Source organism: Loktanella gaetbuli (genome assembly GCF_020531945.1).
In the GTDB taxonomy this organism is placed as follows: Bacteria; Pseudomonadota; Alphaproteobacteria; order Rhodobacterales; family Rhodobacteraceae; genus Loktanella; species Loktanella gaetbuli.
This window is the reverse complement of sequence record NZ_JAJATZ010000004.1, coordinates 154,410-176,782: the sequence shown is the minus strand read 5'-3', so window position 1 is coordinate 176,782 and position 22,373 is coordinate 154,410. Positions and strand designations below refer to the sequence as shown.

Sequence of the window (22,373 nt, the reverse complement as noted above, 5' to 3'; positions counted from 1 at the left end):
ACGAGGGATTAGGATCTGCCAGACCGCGCCCGCCTTAGCCCGACCATCGTGACCGGCACACCGCATGGCTGAGCCGCTGACGCTGTTTCAGATGGGCTGGACGGACCATTTCGCGGACCAGATCACCGATCGCGACGGGACACCCGCCCGCATCAGTTCCGTCCATCGCAAACGTGTCGCCGGCCTGACGGTGGATGGACCCGTTGACCTGACACTGGATCCCGGACAATCCACCGCCACGATGGCCGTCGGCGACTGGGTTCTGTGTAACCCTGACGCCGCACGCGTCCTGCACCGGCTGGACCGTCACACGACCTTGCAACGCGGCAAGGAATTCGCCACCGGCGAACGCCAGTTGATCGCGGCGAACCTCGACACGTTGTTCATCACGACATCCTGCAATGCCGATTTCAATGTAGCACGTCTGGAACGCTACCTCGCACTTGCCCATGACGCAGGTATTGCGCCTGTGATCCTGCTGACAAAATCCGATCAGGCGGATGATGCCGCGGCCTACGTAGCCGAGGCGCAGGCGCTGGGGGCGGATCTGCCTGTCGTCGCCCTGAACGCCAAGGGTGCGGATGTGGCGCAGATCCTGTCGCCCTGGTGCGCCGTGGGGCAGACCGTCGCCATGGCCGGATCCTCCGGTGTTGGCAAAACCACCATCGCCAACGCGTTGACCGGCAACACCGCCGCGACGCAAGGCATCCGCGAGGACGACGCGCGCGGCCGCCACACGACTACCGGTCGCAGCCTGCACCGCCTGCCGCAGGGCGGCTGGTTGATCGACACGCCGGGGATGCGGGGGCTTGGCGTGGCGGATGTGTCATTCGGGATCGACGCGACCTTTCCCGAAATCAGCAGCCTGACCGACGATTGCCGTTTCCGCGATTGCAAACACGAAAACGAACCCGGTTGCGCGGTGCTGGCCGCTGTGGACGCAGGTCGCGTGACCGCCGACAGGCTGGCGCGTTATCGCAAATTGCGGCGCGAGGACGAGATCGCGACCGAAACCACCGCCGAGGCACATGCCCGCAAACGCCGTTTTTCCAAAACCGTCAATGCCGCGGTCAAGGGCAAGAAACGGGGCCGCCGGTAGCCCAGCGCATCTGCGCGTCGGTTTCCACAGCACAGGGCCTGACCTGTCGCAGGCGCGACAGAGCCAGGTCGGCCGGTTCGCCTGCTTCGATCATCAGGCGCAGGGCCACCATCCCCGACCGCCCACATCCGCCAAAGCAATGCACCAGGACGCGCGCCCCTTGCCCCAGATCGGCGCGTGCCATGGCCGCGACTGACGGCCAGCGGGCCAGAACATCAGCCCCCGGCACACCAAAGTCAGGGATCGGCAGATGGTCCCACGCGATCCCCACCGCGGCCAGATCAGACCCAAGTGACCCGGCACCCTTGCGGTCCAGCTCTGCCTGCGTGGTCATGCTGATGACGCGGCGGGGTCCCCATGTCATCAGGCGGTCCCAATCGGTTGCATAATGCCGCGTGCGGCCCGGAATCGGAGAAATGGCGAGCGTGCCGCCGCCACACTCCAGCGCATGTGGTATGAATTCCGTCACCGTCGCCTCATCCCTCGCTGTCACGACCCAATCCTAATGCCATCACCACCTCAGGCAAAAGCACCCGATTGACCCCGTATGGCTCATGTCGTCCTTCGGTTGCTCTGACACCGTCGGGCGCATAGGTTGGCGGCAGCATCCAGCGAAAAGAGCATCATGTCAGACCAACCCGCCTATCAGGTTCTCGCCCGCAAATACCGGCCCGAGACCTTCGCCGACCTCGTGGGACAGGACGCGATGGTGCGCACGCTGAAAAATGCCTTTGATGCCGACCGCATCGCACAGGCGTTCATCATGACAGGGATCAGGGGCACCGGCAAAACCACCACCGCCCGGATCATCGCCAAGGGGATGAACTGCATCGGCCCGGACGGCAACGGCGGGCCCACCACGGAACCCTGCGGCGTCTGTGAACATTGCACCGCGATCATGCAGGGCCGCCACGTCGACGTGATCGAGATGGACGCGGCATCGAACACCGGTGTGCAGAACATCCGCGACGCGATCATCGAAACCGTCAGCTACCGCGCGGTGTCGGCACGCTACAAGATCTTCATCATCGACGAAGTGCACATGCTGTCGAAAAGCGCATTCAACGCGCTGCTCAAAACGCTCGAAGAACCCCCCGCGCACGTCAAATTCATCTTTGCCACCACGGAAATCAGACAGGTCCCCGTAACTGTGCTGTCGCGATGTCAGCGGTTCGACCTGCGCCGGATCGAACCCGAGGTGATGATCGGCCTGCTCAAACGTATTGCCACCTCCGAAGGTGCCGAAATCGCGGATGACGCGCTGGCGCTGATTACCCGCGCCGCCGAAGGGTCCGCACGCGATGCAACCTCGCTTCTGGATCAGGCGATCAGTCACGGCGCAGGCGAAACCACCGCCGATCAGGTCCGCGCCATGCTGGGTCTGGCCGACCGGGGCCGCGTGCTCGATCTGTTCGACATGATCCTGCACGGCCATGCTGCCGAGGCGATGCTGGAACTGTCCAACCAATACGCCGAAGGGGCAGACCCCATGGCGATCCTGCGCGATCTGGCAGAGGTCACGCATTGGGTCAGCGTCATCAAGATCACCCCAGAGGCCGCAGAGGACCCCACCGTCGGCCCCGACGAACGCACCCGCGGGCTGGCCATGGCCGAGGCGCTGCCGATGCGCGTGCTGTCACGCATGTGGCAGATGCTGCTCAAGGCACTCGAAGAGGTGGCCCATAGCCCCAATGCCATGATGGCCGCCGAAATGGCCGTGATCCGGCTGACCCATGTCGCCGATCTGCCCACCCCAGAGGATCTGGTCAAGAAACTCAAGGATGCGACACCGCCCCCTAGTGGTCCCGGCGGTGGCGCACCGCGCCCCGCGCCCGCCGGTGGTGGCACCGCGCAGGCGGTATCGCGCACCCCGGCCCCGACACACAGCGGACCGTCCGGCCCATCGGCCAGTGCGGCACCGCAGCTGGCCACGGACGCGCTGGCGCACTACGCCCGGTTCGAGGATGTGGTCGATCTGATCCGCCACCACCGCGACGTCAAACTGCTGGTCGAGGTCGAAACCGGTCTGCGTCTGGTGGCCTACCAGCCCGGCCGCATCGAAGTGAACCCCACCGCCGACGCCGCAGCCGACCTGACCCAGCGTCTGGGTGCCAGGCTACAGGCCTGGACCGGCAACCGCTGGGCGGTCACCGTGACGAATGCCCCCGGTGCCCCCACCATCGCCGAACTGCGCGATGCCGAAGACAGCGCGCGCGAGCAAGAGGCCCGCGCGCATCCGCTGGTTCAAGCCGTCTTTGCGGCCTTTCCCAACGCCAAGATCGCAAACATCAAGACCGAGGCCGACAGGCTGGCCGATGCGGCTGGCGACATGCTGCCGGAGGTCGACGAAGAATGGGACCCCTTTGACGACGATTAGGACGCGGGCCATTCATCTGGCCCGATCCGGCCCAGGACGGTGAAACCATCGCCCGTCGGTGCGATGACATAGGCCACGCCCTGCGGTTCGGGATAGATCCCCGTCGCAGCCTCGAACGGATCGTCATGGCCCACGATCACCAGATTGCCGTCCTGCGGGATCTGCGAAATGGCCGCCGTGACATTGGCCGACATCATGTCCAGATCGGACTGTTTGTAATCCTCGGCCGGGGCGAAATTCAGTGCCGCATCCTGCCGGTAGTCGCCAAACGCCAGATCGGCCGTCTGCCATGCCCGGCAATATTCGCTGCTAATTACTTCGCCCACGGGGATTTCCAGCCCGCTGATGGCGGCACCGATGGCCTTGGCCTGCTGCCAGCCCGCTTCGCTCAGCACACGCTGTGTTGCGCAATCGCCCAGCTTTGCCGCGACCTGATCGGCATAATCGGTCTCGGTCATGGCATGCCGCAAATACAGGACGTGGCCGCCCGACTGCAACGCGTCGACCAGCTCGGCGACGCTGGCCGTCTCTTGCGCAAGGGCCTGTCCGCCGCACAGTGCAAGGCTCGCAATGGCCGGAATGAATGGGGTTTTGGATCGCAACATCAGATGATTCCTTATCCTGACTGATTTACTCAACCACTTAATCCTGATTCTTTTAGTCAAGTAAACCCCACTTGTTCGCTTCCGCAGCCCTGCATATCGTCCAGTTCACAATCAGGCGGCGCAAAGTGACACCACCGTCGCAGGCCTCGCGCCAGAAGGAGTGACAGACGTGCGATACCCAATGACCCTGCTGCTGGCATTTGCCCCGGGGCCCGCGTTGGCGCAGGTCTGCGCGCAGATGCGTCCCGATTGGTCAGGCGGCCCGGTCAGTGCGATGACCGAGGCAATCTGGCTGTTCAGCACGGCACCGACCGTTGCCCTTCTGATCGCGACCGGGGCCGCGATCTGGTTTCGCAGCACCTGGGCCGGTGCCGCCGCCGTTGTGGCATGGTCAGGCTATATCTACCTGCTCAGCTCTGACGTGCAGATCCTGTCGCAAGCCCGCGCAGAAGGCTGTATCGGGCCACAAACCTTGTCGATCGGCATCGTCATTGCAATATGTGTCACGACAGTCTTGATTACCGCGCCGCGCAAACCGCGGTCAGAATAAGGAAAAATCCAATGCTCAAAGGTTTAGGCGGACTTGGCGACATGGCCAAGATGATGAAATCCGCACAGGACATGCAGGCCAAGATGGCCCAGATGCAAGAAGACATGGACCATATCACCGTCGTGGGTGAATCCGGTGCCGGTCTGGTCAAGGCGACGGCCACCGCCAAGGGCGATCTGACGGGCCTCGACATCGATCCCAGCATCTTCAACGGTGACGAAAAGGAAATCGTCGAGGACCTGATCCTCGCCGCGATCAAGGACGCCCAGTCCCGCGCTGCAGACCGCGCCCAGCAGGAAATGGCGAAAATCGCCGAAAGTCTCGGCCTGCCTGCGGGCATGAAACTGCCGTTCTAAGGCATGTCCGCCAGTATCATCTTGCCAAAAATACTCTCGCCGAAGGCCCGGCTTTCCGCATGGAAAGCCGGTACATGACCGACAGCCCGCAAGCCATCGACGACCTGATCGCGCTCATGGCGAAACTGCCGGGGCTGGGCCCCCGCTCGGCCCGCCGCGCGGTGCTGCATCTGGTCAAGAAACGCGCACATCTCTTGATCCCTCTGGCGGATGCGATGCAACAGGTGGGCGAAACGGTGCGCGAATGTGTCAACTGCGGGAATATCGCAACCGATGACATCTGCGGGATCTGTGCCTCCGAACGGCGCGCCATCGGCGAAATCTGCGTGGTCGAGGATGTGTCTGACCTGTGGGCGATGGAACGCAGCAACCAGTTCAAGGGACGCTACCATGTTCTGGGTGGCACGCTGTCGGCACTCGATGCCGTGGGACCAGAGGATCTGCGCATCCCCCGCCTGCTGGACCGGATCAAGTCCGAAAACGTGACCGAGGTGATTCTGGCCTTGGGGGCCACCATCGACGGCCAGACCACGGCGCATTACATCGCTGATCAGTTGCCGGGCATCACGGTGACATCGCTGGCCCAGGGTGTACCGGTCGGTGGCGAACTGGACTATCTTGATGACGGCACGATCACTGCTGCCCTCAAGGCCCGCCGCGCGATCTGAGCCATCGGCCTTGCAGCGATGCAGCGCACACGGTCGCGTCGCGATCGGCATGCATTGCCCATGACTGTCCGAAACGAAAAGACCCCGGTCGAATGACCGGGGCCTTGTCAGGACGCGATGATGATCTGTTGATCAGTCTTCGTCGTCATTTTCCGCATCGACGTTCTCCGGCAGCTTGAAGAAGCTGTCGGCGTCGCGCACGTCACGGGTGTCGACGGGTTCTTCATCATCCTCGGGTGTCTCGGACAGGCTGAAGGTTTCCAGCCCGGCGATGGATGACGGCATCTTGGGTTCGGGTGCCATGCCAAGGCTGCTTTCGGTGCTGACCAGCTTGCGACGCTCGTCGTCGGTCATTGCACCGCCCTCGGCGGCCCTTTTTGCATTGGCCTTTTGCACGGCCGCGTCCAGTTCGGACTGCTTGCACAGGCCCAGTGCGACCGGATCGATCGGTTCGAGGTTGTTGATGTTCCAGTGGGTGCGTTCGCGGATCGCCTGGATCGTGGGCTTGGTCGTGCCGACCAGTTTGCTGATCTGGCCGTCCGACAGTTCGGGGTGAAATTTCACCAGCCAATAGATCGATGCCGGGCGGTCCTGACGCTTGGACAGCGGCGTGTAACGCGGGCCGCGACGCTTTTCCTCGCCCACGGCGGCCTTGTAGAACTTCAGCTTCAGGGCGTGGGACGGATCCGCCATGCCCTTGTCCAGTTCTTCCTGGGTCAGCTGGTTGTTGGCGACGGGATCGAATCCCTTGACGCCCGTGGCCACGTCGCCATCGGCGATGCCCTGCACTTCCAGCTCGTGCATGCCGCAGAAATCCGCGATCTGCTTGAAGGTCAGCGTGGTGTTGTCACACAGCCAGACGGCCGTCGCCTTGGCCATGATCGGTTTGTTGTCAGCCATCATGTCTCTCCTATTCTGGACAAGCCTTTCCCGCGCCCTTGAGGGGGCTGACCGCATGGGCCGGGTTCGCATTGTCGGGGAACTTGAGGTGTATATAGTCAGACCACACGAATTTGGAAAGACTGCAAATGTGGAAATGGCTGGCCGCTGCGGCCCTGATCGCCCCTCCTGCCCTGGCGGATGAGGCGGGCGATTTCGATTACTACGTAATGGCGTTGTCATGGTCGCCCAATTGGTGCGACCGCGAAGGGCGCGCGCGCAATTCACCGCAGTGTGCACCGGGGGCGAATTACGGCTGGGTGCTGCACGGTTTGTGGCCGCAACATGAATACGGCTACCCACAGGATTGCCGCACCAGCGTGCAACCCCCGTCGCGCGGACAAACGGCGGCCATGGCCGATATCATGGGGACCAGCGGGCTGGCATGGTACCAGTGGAACAAACATGGCAGCTGTTCAGGCCTGACGTCGCAGGCCTATTTCGACCTTGCGCGCCGGGCCTACGACAGCGTCGATATCCCGCAGGCCTTTCGCGAGTTGAACCGGGACGTGACCCTGCCTGCATCGCTGATCGAAGAGGCATTCATCGACAAGAACCCCGACCTGTCGCCCGACGGCGTGACCGTCACCTGCCGCGACGGCGCGATCCAGGAGGCGCGGATCTGCCTGACCAAGGATCTGGAACCGCGTGACTGCGGCGCGGACGTGGTGCGCGACTGCACATTGCAAAGTGCGACATTCGGGGCGATCGACTGATGCTGCGCTGGCAACCCGGAGATGATGTGGGCGCGCTGGACGACTGGCCGTTCACCGCGTCCGCCAGCGACTACGAGATTCTGCGCGGCGCACCACGCGCGAGCGGCCGCATCCTGGCCGGTGGGCCGGGTCACCCCACCCGTGCGGGGATCTGGCGCTGCACGGCCGGTGCGTTTTCCTGCATCGAACAAGGCGACGAGATGATGACGATCCTGTCCGGCACCGGCACGCTGACGGATGTCGCAAGCCAGGAGGTGACCCGCTTTGCAGCCGGTGACACCTTGTTCAGCCGCGACGGGCGGCGGGTGATCTGGGATGTGACACAGGACGTGACAAAGGTCTTTTTCGGTCACAAGGACGGTGGGTTCTGATCATCATTCGGCCCTGCGGGCCGATGCCTCCGGCGGGAGTATTTCTGGCAAGATGATGCTGTGCGTCACTGCACGAATGGACCGGGGTCGAGGCCCCGCAGGGCCTCTGCGGTATCCATCGGGCGTTTTCCGGCGCGTTGCAAGCGGGTGATCCGCACGGACCCCGTGCCACAAGCGATCGTCAGGTCGTGCAGGACCTGCCCTGGATCACCGCTTGCGTCAGCGACCTGACTGGCCAGCAATTTCACCCGTTCGCCACCGATTTCAGTCCAGGCACCGGGGAATGGCGACAGCCCGCGGATTTGTGCATTGACGGTCGCTGCATCCTGCGTCCAGTCGATCCGCGCTTCTGCCTTGTCGATCTTGGCGGCATAGGTGACGCCGGCGTCAGGCTGCGGGACCGGGTGCAGCGTCGCAATCCCGGCGAGCGCCTCGATAATCAGGCGTGCGCCCATACCGGACAGGCGGTCGTGCAGGGTTCCCGTCGTGTCATCGGCGGCGATGCACGTTGTTTCGCGCAGCAGAACAGGGCCTGTATCCAGCCCTGCCTCCATCTGCATGATGCATACGCCGGTTTCCGTGTCACCGGCCATGATCGCGCGGTGGATGGGTGCGGCCCCGCGCCAGCGCGGCAAGAGCGAGGCATGGATGTTCAGGCAACCGTGGCGCGGTGCATCCAGCACGGCCTGCGGCAGGATCAGTCCGTAGGCCACGACGACCGCGATATCGGCGTCCAGATCGGCAAAGGCCTGCTGCGCCGCGTCCGATTTCAGCGAGACCGGGTGCCGCACCTCCAGCTCGAGTGACATTGCCCGCTGCTGCACGGGGCTGGGCCGGTCTTTCTTGCCACGCCCGGCGGGACGTGGCGGTTGTGCGTAGACGGCGACCACCTCGTGCCCTGCATCGACCAGCGCCTGCAGCACCGGCACCGAAAAGTCGGGTGTTCCCATGAAGATGACGCGCATATTGGCCCCCTGTCTGATCTGGGCGGCACCCTAGCGTCTGGTGCGGGAATGGCTAGCAGCTTCGGCCCAGCACCAGCACATAGGTCGGCCCCTTGGCACCCTGTGCGACACCGACACCCATTTCGGACACGCGCGGGTGCAGGATGTTGGACAAATGGCCGGGTGAGGCATTCCAGCCATTCACAACCTGTGCAACGCGCGGGAAATCCCAGGCCACGTTTTCGGCAATGGTGCAGGCCTGATAGCCGCGGGCCCGGGCGCGCAGCTGCGAATTGGACCCGTCACTGCCACGGTGACCGCGAATGGCATGGACCGCCATATCGCAGGCATGATCCTGCGAGGCCTGCGCCAGTCGTTGGTTGAAGCCCAGTGGCGGCAGACCGCGCGCGCGCCGGGTCTGGTTCACACCGTTGACGATCTCTGTCGCGATGGCGTTGTAGTTGCCAGGGGCAGCGCAGGCATTTGCAGCGGACACATGCGTGGGCAGCGCCAGCGCGGTCGCCGCGCACATGATAAAGAATAGGGGTCGCAGCATCTTGGTCCTCCGGTTGGTCAGAGGTCCAGGGTGCGTTTTGAAAACGGCGCTTGTTAGGCGCAGATCGCGCGATTTTCGGGTCAGGCGCTGCGGATGAACCGCCCGCCGAGGCTGGCACAGGCAAAGAGCGCTACCGCCACACAAACGATCGACGGACCTGTCGGTGTGTCCAGCTGCAAGGATAGCGCGATGCCGCCAAGTGCTGCGGTCACGCCGATCAACGCGGCAACCGCGGCCATCCGCTCGGGGCCATTGCTGGCACGGCGCGCCGCCGCAGCGGGGATCACCAGCAGGGCCGTGATCAGCAATGCGCCCACGACCTTGATCGCGACGGCCACGACGCCAGCCAGCATCAGCGTCAGGATCAGATTTTCGCGTTGCGGATCGACACCGGAGGCCGTCGCCAGATCGGGATTCAGAGTCGCCAGCAACAAGGCCGACCAGTGCCACCACAAAAGCGCCAGCACGACCAGCACGCCCGCCCAGATCACCGCCAGATCGCTGCGCGTCACGGTCAACACGTCGCCGAACAGATAGGCCTCGAGGTCGATCCGCGCGCCCGGCAGCAGCGCCACCGCCACAAGGCCCAGCGCCAGGGCGCCATGCGCAAGCACGCCTAGAATGGTGTCGGTGCCCTGTTGGCGATCGCTCAGTCTGTGGATCAGCAATGCGACGATCAAGGCGACAAGCCCCACGCCCGCGATCACCGACAAATTCAGCGCAAGCGCCAGCGCCACGCCCAGGATTGCGGCATGGGCCGTGGCGTCACCGAAATAGGCCATGCGCCGCCAGACCACGAAACAGCCCAGAATACTGGCCGCCAGGGCCGTGCCGACCGCGGCAAGCGCCGCGCGCACCAGAAAATCGTCCAGCATTCAGTCCGTTGTCCCGTGATGGTGGTGGTGGTGGTGATGATGGTGATCATGATCGTGGCGATAAAGCGCGAGCGCGCCACCTGTGCCTGTCCCGAACAATTCGCGATAGGCAGGTGCGGCGGAAACGACCTCGGGCGTGCCTTCGCAACAGATATGACCGTTCAGGCAGATCACCCGGTCAGACGCGCTCATGACCACGTGAAGTTCATGACTGACCATCAGCACGGCACAGCCCAGGTCCGCCCGTACATCCTCGATCAGGCGATAGAATTGCGCGGCCCCCGGCTGGTCGAGGCCTTGTGTCGCCTCGTCCAAGATCAAAAGTTGCGGTGCGTTCAGGATCGCGCGGGCCAAGAGCACACGCTGAAACTGCCCGCCTGACAGATCGGCCATCTGACGGTTGGCCACATGGGCGACACCAGTGCGCGTCAGTGCCGTTTCCGCCTGCGCGCGCGACACCCGGCGCGGCAGATCCAGAAACCGGCGGGCGGTCAGCGGCAAGGTGGCATCGATTGACAGTTTCTGCGGCACATACCCGATGCGCAGGCCCGCCTCACGCAGGATGCGCCCGCTGTCAGGGCGCAAGGCACCAATCAGACTGCGCAAAAGCGTCGATTTGCCCGACCCGTTGGGCCCGACGATCGTCACGATTTCACCCGCCGCAATCGACAGGCTGACATCCTGCAGGATCGCCGTCGTCCCGTAAGAGACGCGCAGGTTTTCCGCAGACAGCAGCGTCATGCCGGTACCTGACATTTCGGGCACAGGCCCTCTGCTTCGATCACCGTGCGTTCGATGGCAAATCCGCTGTCATTGGCCATACGGTCGAGGGTTGCAGGCGATGCCGCCTCGGCCACGGTACGACAGGACCGGCAGATCATGAACGCCGGATCATGTTCGGCCCCCGGTCGCGCACAAGCGACAAAGGCATTGAGCCGTTCGATCCGGTGGGCAAGGCCATTATCCACCAGAAACGACAACGCGCGGTAGGCGATGGGTGGCTGGTCGCCCAAGCCTTCGTCCCGCAGCCGGGCCAGAACGTCATAGGCCCCCATCGCCGTATGGCTTTCCAGCAGGATCTCCAGCACGCGACGGCGCACCGGAGTCAGGCGGATATCGGCAGCCTCGGCCTGCGCGATTGCACCGCTGACACAGGCGCTGTGATCGTGGGGATCGAAACCGCTGCTCATGAAATGTCCACTTGTTATGTTATAACAATACATTTATAGCCCCGCCCGAAACCAATCACAAGGGGACTCTCCATGCTGCGTCTGACCACAACAACAGCCCTCGTCATGCTATCCACCACCGCGATGGCCGAGGTGCCGCGCGTTTTGACGGATATTGCGCCGATCCATAGCCTTGTGGCGCAGGTGATGGGAGATCTGGGCGCACCGGACCTGCTGGTGCCCGCGGGTGGTGATGCGCACCACATGGCGCTGCGCCCGTCCGATGCACGCCTGCTGGATCAAGCGCAGGTGGTGGTCTGGGTCGGTGAAAGCCTGACACCCTGGCTGGACGAGCCGCTGCGCACGCTCGCGCCCACAGCCGCGACACTGACCCTGCAAGAGGTCGCTGGCTGGACCCCGCGGATGTATACCGAAGCAGATGATCATGCGGGTCATGAAGGACATGAAGACCATGCGGATCATGACAATCACGACGATCATGCGGACCACGATCATGAACATGATCACGCTGGTGACGATCACGCAGGCCATGACGACCATTCAGGTCACGCGCACACGGGGCTGGACCCGCATGCCTGGCTCGACCCGGTCGCGGCCAAGGTCTGGGTGGGCGCGATCCGCGATACGCTGACCGCGACCGACCCCGACAATGCAGCCACCTATGCCGCCAATGCCGCAGGCACGATGCAGCGTCTGGATACGCTGACCGACCAGCTGACAACGACGCTGGCCGGCGTGCCTGCTGGCAGCTGGCTGGCACCCCATGACGCCTTTGGTTATTTCGAAGACCGGTTCACGGTGCCCTCTGCCGGGGCCGTGGCCGACAGCGAAGCGGTGGCCCCCGGTGCCGCAGGCCTGTCAGACCTGCGCGAACGGGTATCCGGCGGCAATGTCAGCTGCGTGCTGTTCGAGGTGAACACCGCCGACGATCTGGCCCGCACCCTGACCGACGGAACCACGGCCAAGACAGCAGCGATCAGCGTGGCAGGTGCAGGGCTGGAACCGGGTCCCGCACTTTATTCGACCCTGCTGACCAGTATTGCGGACACGCTGGTGGATTGCACGGCGTCCTAGCTGCCGAACAGCCCGGTCAGCGCCCGTTGCACCAGACCGGTGACGGACGGGCGCTTGACCGCCTGAAACGGCAGGGGACGGCAGACTTCGATCGCGGCGACGCCCACACGGGCCGTCAGCGCGCCGTTCACGATCCCCTCGCCGAACCGGCGCGACACCTTGGAGAGCAGGCCGCCGCCCGCGACGGATCCGATCAGATCGTCGCCCACGGCCACCGCCCCTGTTGCCACCAGATGCGACAGCACCGTGCGCACCAGCCGCAGACTGCCCAAGGTGCCCGACCGGCCCCCATAGATTTCGGCAATCCGCCGGATCATGCGGATGTTTGCCGTCAATGCCGTAAAGACATCCGCCAGTGCCAGGGGCACGACCGCCGTCACCAGCGCCACTTGCCGGGCAGCGGCCTGCACCTCGGCCACGGCGCGCGCGTCCAGCGGGACCAGCAGACTGCGTTCAGCCAGGTCAAGCAATCCGTCGGCATCCATCAGCTCTGGCGCGCGGTCGGCCAGTTGCGCCCGCCCCCAGCTGGTATCGTCGCGCCCGGCATACAGCGCGGTCAGTTGGTCCACCACCTTGCGCGCAGCCTTCAGATCGTGGCCGGCATGGGCCTGTGCGGCATCGGCCTGCACGCGATCAATACGGCGCAACCGGCTGAATGCCGACAACTCGCGGATCACGACGGCCAGACAGACGCAGACGAACAGGACCAGCAGTCCGGTGAACACCATGCCAAGGATCGGATGCGCCGCGACCAGCCCCGTGACGTAATTCCACGCCGCAAGCGAGATGATAAAACCGAAAATCGCCAGCAACAGCGACCAGAACCAGCGCGCCAGCGGGTTGGGCTTGCGCGTGCCCAGCGCCACCACGGATTGCATCGCGGCCCCCTGCGGCAGGTCATCCACGATGGCGGGCGCGGTCGCGGGCGTCTGGTCGGCGGGCCCGTCGAGGTCGATCAGCACGGGGCGTTTCATAGCCGGTCTCCGATCAGGAATTCGGCCGCCTTGTCCAGCCGGATATGCGGCGGCCCTTCGCCCGGTTTCAGCGTCAGATGCGATGGAGCAAAGCGCATGACCTTGTAGTCGCCCTCGCCCCAGTTTTCCGCCCCCGACCGGGCCGGTGACAACAGGTGTGCGGGATCGGTCGGCAACAAGCCGGGATAGAATGCAGCCTCCTTGCCGCTGTCCAGCAGGCGTCCGCGCACCACGTCCAGCGTGCCACCATCGTGATCCACGGTCTGTTCCACCGTCGTGCGCAGCGCGGCAATCGACATCGCCTCGGTCCGCGCACCCGCGAAATCCGCCCGGTCCTGCGCGTCGCGCAGCAAGGCCTGCGTGATCGCGGTCAGCTGTGGATGCTGCGTGTGATGCAGGTGGTCTGCCTTGGTCGCGGCAAACAGGATGCGTTCCACGCGTCGCCCGTTAAAAATGCGGCTGATAAAGCTGTTCCGCCCCGGATTGAACGCCGTCAGAATGTCGGCCATCGCACTGCGCAGATCGTCCAGCGCACGCGGGCCAGCATTGATCGCTCCCAGCACGTCGACCAGAACGACCTGCCGGTCGATCTTGGCGAAATGATCGCGAAAGAACGGACGCACCACATGGCGTTTGTAGGATTCGAACCGGCGCTCGAACTCACGTGCCAGCGATCCGCGCGGCGCCACGCCATCCGGCAGCGGCGCAAAGGTCAGGACAGGACTGCCGGCCAGATCGCCAGGCAAGAGAAACCGACCCGGTGTGCAATCGGAATATCCCGCAGCCCGCGCCGCCTGCAGATGCGCGGTATACGCATCGGCCAGGGTGCGTGCTGTAGGCTCTTGCAGTTTTTGCGCAGGGTCGGCGGCGTCCAGCGCCGCCAGATAGGCATCACCCTTGGGCCGCCCCGGCGCGCGCGCCAGTGCCGCACGCGACCATGTGGCAAAGTCCTGATCCAGCAGCGCCAGATCCAGCAGCCATTCCCCAGGATAGTCGACGATATCCAGATGCACCGTGCGCGGCCCCTGCAACCCCGCCAACATGCCAGAGGGCTGCACCCGCAGCGACAGGCGCAATTCAGAGATGTGCCGCGTGCCTTCGGGCCAATGCGGGTCCTGCCCCGTCAGGTTGCCAAGGTAGGTTTCATAATCGAACCGTGGCAGCGTATCGTCGGGCTGCGGTTGCAGATAGGCGGTCTGGATCGCGCCGTTGGCCGCCGCACGCAATTGCGGCATGCGGCCCCGGTTCATCAGGTTCGCCACAAGCGATGTGATGAAAACCGTCTTGCCCGCACGGGACAGTCCCGTGACACCCAGCCGGATCACGGGATCGCTGAACGGTGCCGTCAGTGGCCGGGTCACGGCCCCTGCCACATTGCCCACGCCACGCGCGATTTGATCGGTAAAGTCTGTCAGGCCCACGGGTATCCCCTCTTTGTCCGCTACAACTAGGGTCTCGCTGCGACGATGGGTAGGGATTGATTTCAGCGCTCCCCGCTTTTACGACCCCTTCCATGCCGCGCTATGCCCTGAAAATCGAATACCACGGCGCACCCTTTTCAGGGTGGCAGCGTCAGGCTGACCAGCCGTCGGTACAGGCCGCGATCGAGACGGCACTGGCGCGGCTGGAACCGGGCGATCACAGAATTGGTGCAGCGGGCCGGACCGACACCGGCGTGCATGCGACCGGGCAGGTCGCCCATTGCGATCTGACCCGCGACTGGGACCCGTTCCGCCTGTCAGAGGCGCTGAACTACCACCTCAAGCCACTGCCCGTTGCCGTTCTGGACTGCGCACAGGTTGCCGATGACTGGCACGCGCGTTTCAGTGCGGTCGAACGACGTTACCTGTTCAAGCTGGCGGCGCGGCGCGCGCCCCTGACCACGGATGCTGGCACGATGTGGCGCGTGACCCACCCACTTGACGCGGCCGCCATGCAGGCCGGGGCAGACCATCTGCTGGGACGGCATGATTTCACCACCTTTCGCGCGGCCCAGTGTCAGGCGGACAGCCCTGTGCGCACATTGGACGAGTTGCGGATCGAGGAGCGCGACACCCATGCGGGTCAGCTCTTGCACATTCATGTGCGGGCCCGGTCGTTCCTGCATAATCAGGTGCGCAGCTTTGTCGGGACGCTCGAACGGGTGGGTGCCGGACAATGGCATCCCGACGATGTGAAAACCGCCCTTGGTGCGCGCGACCGCAGCGCCTGTGGCCCGGTATGCCCGCCATACGGGCTATATCTGGTGGGTGTGGGCTATCCCGACGATCCATTCGCCTGACCGGGCGCGTCCCTCCCCCGGCGGGTCACGGCCAATTGCGCGATGATTCGCGAAAACGGACACAGCTGTTATTTGCGTTTGTTCCGGGATGCTTTAGATGTTCATCTGAACTGGGGATGCGGGCGATTGTAATGAATAAACTGGTTTTAGGGGCCACCGGACTGTTGGCGTTGGCAAGTGGGGCCGTTCAGGCCCAGACGATCACGCTGAATGCGCCGGGTGCGGATGACGACCTGACCAGCCTGCTGCGCGATGCGTCACTGTCGGTTTCCATCAATGCCGACGAAGAGACTGACAAAGCCCCGCAGGACTACGTCGCCGCCGCGCGTGCCGACTATCGCCGCTTGCTGACCGCGCTCTATGCCGCGGGCTATTACAGCCCGGTGATTTCCATTCAGGTCAACGGGTCCGAGGCGGCAGGCATCCCCCCACTGGACAGCCCGCAGGTCATCGACACGGTGACACTGAACGTCCAGCCCGGTCCGCTGTTCACATTTGGCCGGGCCGACATCACCCCTGTCGCCCCCGGCACCGAACTGCCCGAAGGCTATGCCGTCGGTGCGGATGCCAAGGCCGATGTGATCCGGCAGGCCGCCAGCGTCGCACGCACCCGTTGGCAGGAACTGGGCTATGCCAAGGTGCAGGTCGCGGACCAACAAATCATTGCGCAGCACAGCGACAACCTGCTGGCCGCCGATGTCACGCTGGATACGGGTCCTCAGCTGACCTTTGGCCCGCTGATCGTCACCGGCAACGCCGATGTGCGCACCGCGGCGATCCAGCGGATCGCAGGATTGCCCACGGGCGAGGTCTATTCCCCCGACGCGCTGACGGCCGCTGCCAACCGTTTGCGCCGCACGGGCGCCTTTGATTCTGTTGCACTGACCGAAGCCGACGACATCGCAGCCGGCGACACGTTGCCCATCACTGCAACCATCGCAGAGAGCCTGCCACGGCGGATCGGTTTCGGTCTGGAACTGTCATCGGTCGAGGGCGTGCGGGTTTCGACCTTCTGGATTCACCGCAACGCCTTTGGCGGGGCAGAGAATTTCCGCATCGATGGCGAGGTGGCCGGGATCGGCGGGACAACCGGCGGGACGGACTACACGTTGTCGACCGCGCTCAAGGTGCCTGCGATCTATGGCCCGCAGACGGATTTCACATTCACCACCGCGATCAGCCGCGAAGACGAGCCTGAATTCCTGATCGACAAATTCTCGACCGAGGCGCTGGTGACACGGCTGATTACCGAGGATCTGGAAATCGAAGGGGGTCTGGGTCTCTTGCTGGCGCAAGAGGAAACGAATTTCGGCGACCGGGATTACCTGCTTTTGACTGCGCCGCTGGCCGCGACCTACGACAAGCGCAATAGCGAAACCAACGCCACCTCTGGTTATTACATCAAGGCCTCGGCCACGCCGTTTCTCGCACTGGATGGTGGCGAGAGTGGCGCACGCGGGTTTCTGGACACACGCGGATACGTCAGTTTCGGAACCGATGATCGTTTTACCATCGCCGCACGGGCGCAGCTGGGCACCGTCATCGGGCCGGACATCGACCAGGCCCCGCAGGATTTCCTGTTCTATTCAGGCGGCACCAGCACCGTGCGCGGTCAAGGCTATCAATCGCTGGGCGTGCCCCAGATTGTCGACGGCGAAACCGTCACGGTCGGGGGGAAATCCTTTGCCGGTGCGCAGATCGAGGCGCGCGTTGGCATCACCGAAGCAATCAGCGCCGTGGGGTTCTACGATTACGGCTATGTCGGTGCGGATTCCGCGCCGTTTCAGGACGGCGCGGATCAATCCGGCGTCGGGATCGGCATCCGCTACGACACCGGCATCGGCCCCATCCGTCTGGATATCGGCACACCCGCCAGCGGTGACGATCAATTCAAGTCTGTCGAAGTCTACATCGGGATCGGGCAAGCGTTTTGAAAAAGTATCTTGTATTTGCAACTCTCGCCGCCCTGCCCTTTGCCGCCACGGCGCAGGACGAAGAAGGCGAGGGTTACCTGACGCGCCTCATTCAGGACAATCTGTCGGGCGATGATCGTATCGTCGACATTCAGGGGTTCGAGGGCGCACTGTCGTCCGAGGCAACGGTCGCCCGCATCACGGTCGCGGACAGCGACGGGGTCTGGCTGACACTTGAAGATGTCACCCTAGACTGGAACCGCAGCGCCCTGCTGCGCGGGCGCATCGACGTCCAGGAACTGAGCGCGGCCTTGATCCGGGTGGACCGCGCGCCGATCACACCCCCATCTGAAAACATCCCCGACGCCGAGGCGCAGCCATTTTCTCTGCCAGAGCTGCCCGTCTCGATCCAGTTGGATTCGCTCGACATCGCACGGATCGAACTGGGCGAACCCCTGATCGGTGAGGCGCTGGCCCTGTCGCTGACGGGTTCCGCGTCACTGGCAGGTGGCGAAGGGTCGGCCAATGTGACCGCAAACCGGCTGGACGGCCAGACCGGCATTTTCGACATTGCAGGATCTTATGACAACGAAACCCGCAATGTCGGCCTGAACCTGCGTGTCGAAGAAGGCGAGGACGGCCTGATCGCCACCCGCGCGGGCATCCCCGGTGCACCTTCCTTGTTGCTGACCCTTCAGGGCGATGCACCACTCAGCGCATTTGCAGCCGATCTGACGCTTGCCACATCCGGCCAGCCCCGGATCACCGGCAATTTCGCGCTGGACCAGACCGATAGCCAGACAGGATTCGCGCTGAACATCGGCGGCGATGTGACGCCACTGCTGGCCCCCGATTATCAGGGGTTCTTTGGCACGGATGTGGCACTGGTCGCGACTGGTGCGCAGGCTGACGACGGGTCGTTCTTTCTGTCCGACCTCGACCTGCGCGCGCAAAAGCTGAACCTGCAAGGCGAGGTGCGTGTCGATGCCGACGGCTGGGCCGAATTCATCGACCTGACCGGCACCGTGGCCGACACCACCGGCGACAGCGTTCTGCTGCCCATCGGCGGGCCGAAAACCTATGTCGACAACGTGGACCTGAGCATCCAGTTCGACCAAAGCCTGGGCGAGGACTGGACCGCCAGCTTTGACATCAACGGGTTCGACCGGCCCGGCCTAGGTATCGACGCGATCACGCTGGACGGCGGCGGCACGATCCGCGCCGAAAGTGCGGCTGACGCCGGTTTGTTCACCGCCGATCTGCAATACCGGGCCGACGGTGTGGAACTGGACGACGCGGGCGCGGCGCAGGCCTTTGGTGATGCGCTGACGGGACAGATCGTGGTCCTGCGCGATCCCACGGCACCGATCGAAATCCCGACACTGACGCTGAACGGGCCGGGGATCGAACTGGATGCCGAGGCGACGATCGACACCAGTGGCGACACGCCTGTAATCAACACGCAGCTGAATTTTGACGCCGATGCGATCCAGCGGTTTTCGACCCTCGCAGGACGCGATCTGGGGGGTGCGGCGCGCGCCACCATCACCGCCGTTCTGCAACCGCTGGACGGCATGTTCGACATCAACATCGATGCAGCCACCGACGATCTGGCTGTCGATGTTGCACAGCTTGATCCCATTCTGGCGGGCGCAGGCACCGTGCGCCTGTCTGCCGTGCGCGATACCGAAGGCACGCGCCTGCCCAACCTGCGGATCGAGACACCCGAGGCCCTGATCACAGGCCGCGCCAATCTGACCAGTGCCGTCAGCACCGGCGATTTCGACGTGAGCCTTCGCAACCTTGGACTGGTTGTGGCCGGATTGGACGGACCCGCGAACGTCACCGGCACCGCCGATCGCGCAGCCGATGGCAATGTGACCTTTGACGTACAGGGACAGGTGCCCGAAACCACTTTTGCAGCGACGGGCACCGTCGCGCCATTCGAGGACACGCAGCGCGTCAACGCCGTGGTGAACCTGCAGGCCGACGATCTGTCCGTTTTCCGTCAGATCAGCAATCAGGACCTGTCGGGTGCCGTCGATCTGGCGGTCGACGCCAGCTTGCTTGCGGATCTGACGAACTACAGCGCGGATATCACCGGCAGCATGCAGGACGTGCAGACCGGGTTCGATCAGGTTGACCCGCTGCTGGTCGGCGCAGGCAGTCTGCGTGGCACGGTCGGATATACCGGTGACGCGACATACCGGGTCCAGGATCTGGACCTGCAGACGCCGCAACTGTCGCTGACCGGCGACGCGCTGGGTGGCCTGACCGGCCCGGCTGAGGCCGATATCGCCCTGCGCCTGACTGACGTGGGTCTGGTCGTCGACGGTCTGGCAGGTCCGCTGGCCGCCACCATCACCGGCAATCGCGACGCAAGCGAGGTGGCGAACCTGATCCTGCGGGCCCAAGGCCCCGGCGTCGATCTGGATGCCGATGTGCAGATTGCAGCTCCGCAGGACGACTACCGGATCGCCGGGCGCATCGCGGCAGAGGTGCCCGACCTCGCCCCCTACGCTGCCCTCGCAGGGCAGGATGCGATTTCAGGTGGGATTGATCTGGTGGTCGACGGCACGCTGTTGCCCGACCTCAGCGCCGTGGATGTGACGCTGAACGGGACCACGCAGGACATCACCGCCGGCATTGCCCAGGTTGACCAGCTGATGGCTGGTGCAGGTCGCATCAGCGGCGGGGTGGCGCGGACAGGGCCGGACAGTTTTGCGTTGAACAACCTGGATGTGGCGACGCCGCAATTCACCCTGTCGGGCAGCGGCAGCGGTGGCCTGACAGGCCCGTTGAACGCCGACATCACCGCGATCCTAAGGGATGCGGGCACGCTGGCGCAGGGATTGAATGGGGCGCTGACGCTGGATCTGACCGCAGACCGCGACAGCACCGGAACTGCACAGATCGACCTGACCGCCCGTGGCAGTGGCACCGATGTCGCGGTCGATGCCACCGTTGCACCGCAGGAGGACGATTACCGCATCACGGCAACCGTGGATGCCGCCATCGCACAGCTATCGCAATTTGCGGCCCTGGCCGGCCAGCCGATTTCCGGCGGTTTGTCCGTCAATGCAGCAGCCACATTGATGCCGGACCTCAGTACTTTGGACGTGCAGGCCCGGGCGCAGACCCGCCAGCTGGCCATCGGCAACAGTCAGGTCGACCAGTTGCTGGCCGGCACCGGCAATCTGACGGTCGACGCCAGCAAGGACGGTGCGGATATCACCGTGCGGTCCTTTGACGTGCAGTTCCCACAGATCACCGCATCCGGTGCCCTTGAGGCGGGTCCGGGTGGCAGTGCTGCCGGGCAAATTCAGGCGCGGCTGGCCAATGTCGGACTGTTCACCGATGTCCTCAGCGGTCCTGTGACGGCGCAAGGCCAGGTCGGACGTACGGCGGGTGGTGATTTCACACTTGATATCGACGCCACGGGACCGGGCGGCATTCAGGCCAGCGCCGATGGCACGGTGGCGGCTGGCGGCAACCTGAATCTGGACGCCAACGGACAGGTGCCGCTGGGGTTGGCCAATACATTCATCACGCCGCGCAGTCTGGACGGGATCGCAACATTCAACCTGTCGGTGAACGGACCCCCTGCCCTGACCTCTGTCAGCGGGCAAATCGCCACGGGCGGCGCACGCCTGTCGCTGCCGTCCCTGTCGGAATCCTTGGAAAACATCACGGGTCGCATCGCACTCGACGGGCAATCCGCACAGATCGACATGACCACCGAGGTCGGCACTGGCGGCACCTTGACGCTGACCGGTCCCGTGGCCCTGACGGGCGGCTACAACGCCGACCTGGGCCTCGCATTGCGGGCTGTCCGGCTGCGCGATCCCAACCTCTACGAGGCGATCCTGAACGGGCGCGTTACCGTGCAGGGTCCGCTTGCAGGCGGTGCCGTGATTGGCGGTGACGTCCAGCTGAGCGAGGCCAACATCCAGGTCCCGTCATCGGGCGTGGGCGGGTTGGGCGAATTGCCGGAAGTCCGCCACCTGAACCCCGATGCAGCTGTGCGGCAGACGTTGAACCGCGCCGATGTGGCGATTGACGGCGGCGACCGTGCTGCGGCGGAGACGGGTGGCGGCGGCCCGGTCTATCCGCTGGCGCTGACCATCACTGCGCCCAACCAGATCTTTGTTCGCGGGCGCGGGCTGGACGCTGAACTGGGCGGTCAGCTGGCGCTGGGTGGCACAACGGCCAACATCATCCCCGTCGGTCAGTTCGACCTGATCCGGGGGCGCATCAGCATCCTGCAACAACGGTTCGACCTGACAGAAGGCTCTGCCACGCTTCAGGGCGATTTCCTGCCCTATCTGCGGCTGGTGGCCGCGACGGAAACCGACAACGGAACCGTCGTGCGCATCGTGGTCGAAGGCCCGGCCAACGACCCCGAGGTCAGCTTTGAATCCGTTCCAGACCTGCCGCAGGACGAGGTACTTTCGCAGCTGATCTTTGGCCGGGACCTGTCGGAAATTTCGCCACTGCAGGCGGTGCAGCTGGCCGCAGCCGTGGGCGAGCTGGCCGGTCGCGGGGGCGGCGGTCTGATCGACGGGTTCCGTGCAAATCTGGGGTTGGACGATTTCGATGTGACCACCGATGCCGAAGGCAACGCCGCGCTGCGGGCCGGCAAATACCTGTCCGACAACCTCTATACCGATGTGACAATCGGCAGCGACGGATCGACCGAGATCAACCTCAATCTCGATATCACGAGCGAGATCACGGCCAAGGGCACGGCTGGTGCGGATGGGGAAACCAGCATCGGTATCTTTTTCGAACGGGATTACTGACGGCAGACGTGGTCGGGGGGCTGTCTGCCCCCCGGTGCGCTGCACCTCCCCCCGAGGATATTTCGAAAACAGCGTATGCTTTG

General features: G+C 64.2%; 21 protein-coding genes. 11 read left to right on the top strand and 10 right to left on the bottom strand.

The window, feature by feature from the left end; translation table 11 throughout:
• Nucleotides 1-64: 64 nt before the first annotated feature.
• On the top strand, nt 65-1,099 hold the full coding sequence (gene rsgA / locus LGQ03_RS10275; RefSeq protein ID WP_226748323.1) for a ribosome small subunit-dependent GTPase A: 1,035 nt from the start codon (nt 65-67) through the stop codon (nt 1,097-1,099).
• Here rsgA and LGQ03_RS10270 read toward each other — a convergent pair.
• Nucleotides 1,071-1,592: a phosphatase domain-containing putative toxin gene (locus LGQ03_RS10270; protein ID WP_226748322.1), complete on the bottom strand. Its 522-nt coding sequence runs from the start codon at nt 1,590-1,592 to the stop codon at nt 1,071-1,073. The genes rsgA and LGQ03_RS10270 overlap by 29 nt on opposite strands.
• Before the next feature lie 102 nt (nt 1,593-1,694).
• Here LGQ03_RS10270 and LGQ03_RS10265 point away from each other — a divergent pair, with 102 nt between their 5' ends.
• Nucleotides 1,695-3,476 (top strand): DNA polymerase III subunit gamma/tau, encoded by a 1,782-nt coding sequence (locus LGQ03_RS10265; RefSeq protein ID WP_226748321.1) that lies wholly within the window; start codon nt 1,695-1,697, stop codon nt 3,474-3,476.
• On the opposite strand, the gene LGQ03_RS10260 is transcribed toward LGQ03_RS10265, so the two are convergent.
• Nucleotides 3,473-4,081 (bottom strand): histidine phosphatase family protein, encoded by a 609-nt coding sequence (locus tag LGQ03_RS10260; RefSeq protein ID WP_226748320.1) that lies wholly within the window; start codon nt 4,079-4,081, stop codon nt 3,473-3,475. The two genes, LGQ03_RS10265 and LGQ03_RS10260, sit on opposite strands and share 4 nt — an antisense overlap.
• A 169-nt stretch (nt 4,082-4,250) precedes the next feature.
• Between LGQ03_RS10260 and LGQ03_RS10255 the strand changes: the two genes are divergently transcribed.
• The 3 genes from LGQ03_RS10255 to recR all read left to right on the top strand — a co-directional run bounded on the left by LGQ03_RS10255 (nt 4,251) and on the right by recR (nt 5,655).
• Nucleotides 4,251-4,631 (top strand): hypothetical protein, encoded by a 381-nt coding sequence (locus LGQ03_RS10255; RefSeq protein ID WP_143056789.1) that lies wholly within the window; start codon nt 4,251-4,253, stop codon nt 4,629-4,631.
• An 11-nt stretch (nt 4,632-4,642) separates the two neighbouring features.
• Complete coding sequence (locus LGQ03_RS10250; protein WP_056036735.1) at nt 4,643-4,987, top strand: YbaB/EbfC family nucleoid-associated protein; 345 nt, start codon at nt 4,643-4,645, stop codon at nt 4,985-4,987.
• A gap of 74 nt (nt 4,988-5,061) precedes the next feature.
• A complete protein-coding gene (gene recR, locus LGQ03_RS10245) occupies nt 5,062-5,655 on the top strand; it encodes a recombination mediator RecR (protein WP_090159211.1) in 594 nt (197 codons plus the stop codon).
• Between the two features lie 132 nt (nt 5,656-5,787).
• Here the strand turns inward: recR and LGQ03_RS10240 are convergent, their stop codons facing one another.
• Entirely contained in the window at nt 5,788-6,555 is a 768-nt protein-coding gene (locus tag LGQ03_RS10240; protein WP_226748319.1) for a DUF1013 domain-containing protein, read from the bottom strand.
• 128 nt (nt 6,556-6,683) lie between these two features.
• Between LGQ03_RS10240 and LGQ03_RS10235 the strand changes: the two genes are divergently transcribed.
• A complete protein-coding gene (locus LGQ03_RS10235; protein ID WP_226748318.1) occupies nt 6,684-7,310 on the top strand; it encodes a ribonuclease T2 in 627 nt (208 codons plus the stop codon).
• Nucleotides 7,310-7,681 (top strand): cupin domain-containing protein, encoded by a 372-nt coding sequence (locus LGQ03_RS10230; protein ID WP_226748317.1) that lies wholly within the window; start codon nt 7,310-7,312, stop codon nt 7,679-7,681. The genes LGQ03_RS10235 and LGQ03_RS10230 overlap by 1 nt, the downstream gene beginning before the upstream one ends.
• A gap of 65 nt (nt 7,682-7,746) precedes the next feature.
• On the opposite strand, the gene fmt is transcribed toward LGQ03_RS10230, so the two are convergent.
• The 5 genes from fmt to LGQ03_RS10205 all read right to left on the bottom strand — a co-directional run bounded on the left by fmt (nt 7,747) and on the right by LGQ03_RS10205 (nt 11,246).
• Entirely contained in the window at nt 7,747-8,646 is a 900-nt protein-coding gene (gene fmt, locus LGQ03_RS10225; protein ID WP_226748316.1) for a methionyl-tRNA formyltransferase, read from the bottom strand.
• 52 nt (nt 8,647-8,698) lie between these two features.
• Complete coding sequence (locus LGQ03_RS10220) at nt 8,699-9,181, bottom strand: CAP domain-containing protein (RefSeq protein ID WP_090159043.1); 483 nt, start codon at nt 9,179-9,181, stop codon at nt 8,699-8,701.
• An 80-nt stretch (nt 9,182-9,261) separates the two neighbouring features.
• On the bottom strand, nt 9,262-10,056 hold the full coding sequence (locus LGQ03_RS10215) for an iron chelate uptake ABC transporter family permease subunit (RefSeq protein WP_226748315.1): 795 nt from the start codon (nt 10,054-10,056) through the stop codon (nt 9,262-9,264).
• Nucleotides 10,057-10,797 carry an ATP-binding cassette domain-containing protein gene (locus tag LGQ03_RS10210; protein ID WP_226748314.1) on the bottom strand — a complete coding sequence of 247 codons (741 nt, stop codon included), beginning with the start codon at nt 10,795-10,797 and terminating at the stop codon, nt 10,057-10,059.
• The gene (locus tag LGQ03_RS10205) at nt 10,794-11,246 is read right to left on the bottom strand and encodes a Fur family transcriptional regulator (RefSeq protein WP_226748313.1); all 453 of its coding nucleotides are present in this window, start codon (nt 11,244-11,246) and stop codon (nt 10,794-10,796) included. Before LGQ03_RS10205 ends, LGQ03_RS10210 begins: the two co-directional genes overlap by 4 nt.
• A 72-nt stretch (nt 11,247-11,318) precedes the next feature.
• Here LGQ03_RS10205 and LGQ03_RS10200 point away from each other — a divergent pair, with 72 nt between their 5' ends.
• Nucleotides 11,319-12,320, top strand: coding sequence for a zinc ABC transporter substrate-binding protein (locus LGQ03_RS10200; protein WP_226748312.1), 1,002 nt, complete (start codon nt 11,319-11,321; stop codon nt 12,318-12,320).
• Here the strand turns inward: LGQ03_RS10200 and LGQ03_RS10195 are convergent.
• Complete coding sequence (locus LGQ03_RS10195; protein ID WP_226748311.1) at nt 12,317-13,294, bottom strand: YcjF family protein; 978 nt, start codon at nt 13,292-13,294, stop codon at nt 12,317-12,319. The genes LGQ03_RS10200 and LGQ03_RS10195 overlap by 4 nt on opposite strands.
• The gene (locus LGQ03_RS10190; RefSeq protein ID WP_226748310.1) at nt 13,291-14,715 is read right to left on the bottom strand and encodes a YcjX family GTP-binding protein; all 1,425 of its coding nucleotides are present in this window, start codon (nt 14,713-14,715) and stop codon (nt 13,291-13,293) included. The genes LGQ03_RS10195 and LGQ03_RS10190 overlap by 4 nt, the downstream gene beginning before the upstream one ends.
• Nucleotides 14,716-14,807: 92 nt before the next feature.
• Between LGQ03_RS10190 and truA the strand changes: the two genes are divergently transcribed.
• From truA to LGQ03_RS16820, 3 genes are all read left to right on the top strand, one after another.
• Complete coding sequence (gene truA / locus LGQ03_RS10185) at nt 14,808-15,575, top strand: tRNA pseudouridine(38-40) synthase TruA (protein ID WP_226748309.1); 768 nt, start codon at nt 14,808-14,810, stop codon at nt 15,573-15,575.
• A 131-nt stretch (nt 15,576-15,706) separates the two neighbouring features.
• The gene (locus tag LGQ03_RS10180) at nt 15,707-17,509 is read left to right on the top strand and encodes an autotransporter assembly complex protein TamA (protein WP_226748308.1); all 1,803 of its coding nucleotides are present in this window, start codon (nt 15,707-15,709) and stop codon (nt 17,507-17,509) included.
• Complete coding sequence (locus LGQ03_RS16820) at nt 17,506-22,290, top strand: translocation/assembly module TamB domain-containing protein (protein WP_226748307.1); 4,785 nt, start codon at nt 17,506-17,508, stop codon at nt 22,288-22,290. Before LGQ03_RS10180 ends, LGQ03_RS16820 begins: the two co-directional genes overlap by 4 nt.
• Nucleotides 22,291-22,373 lie beyond the last annotated feature (83 nt).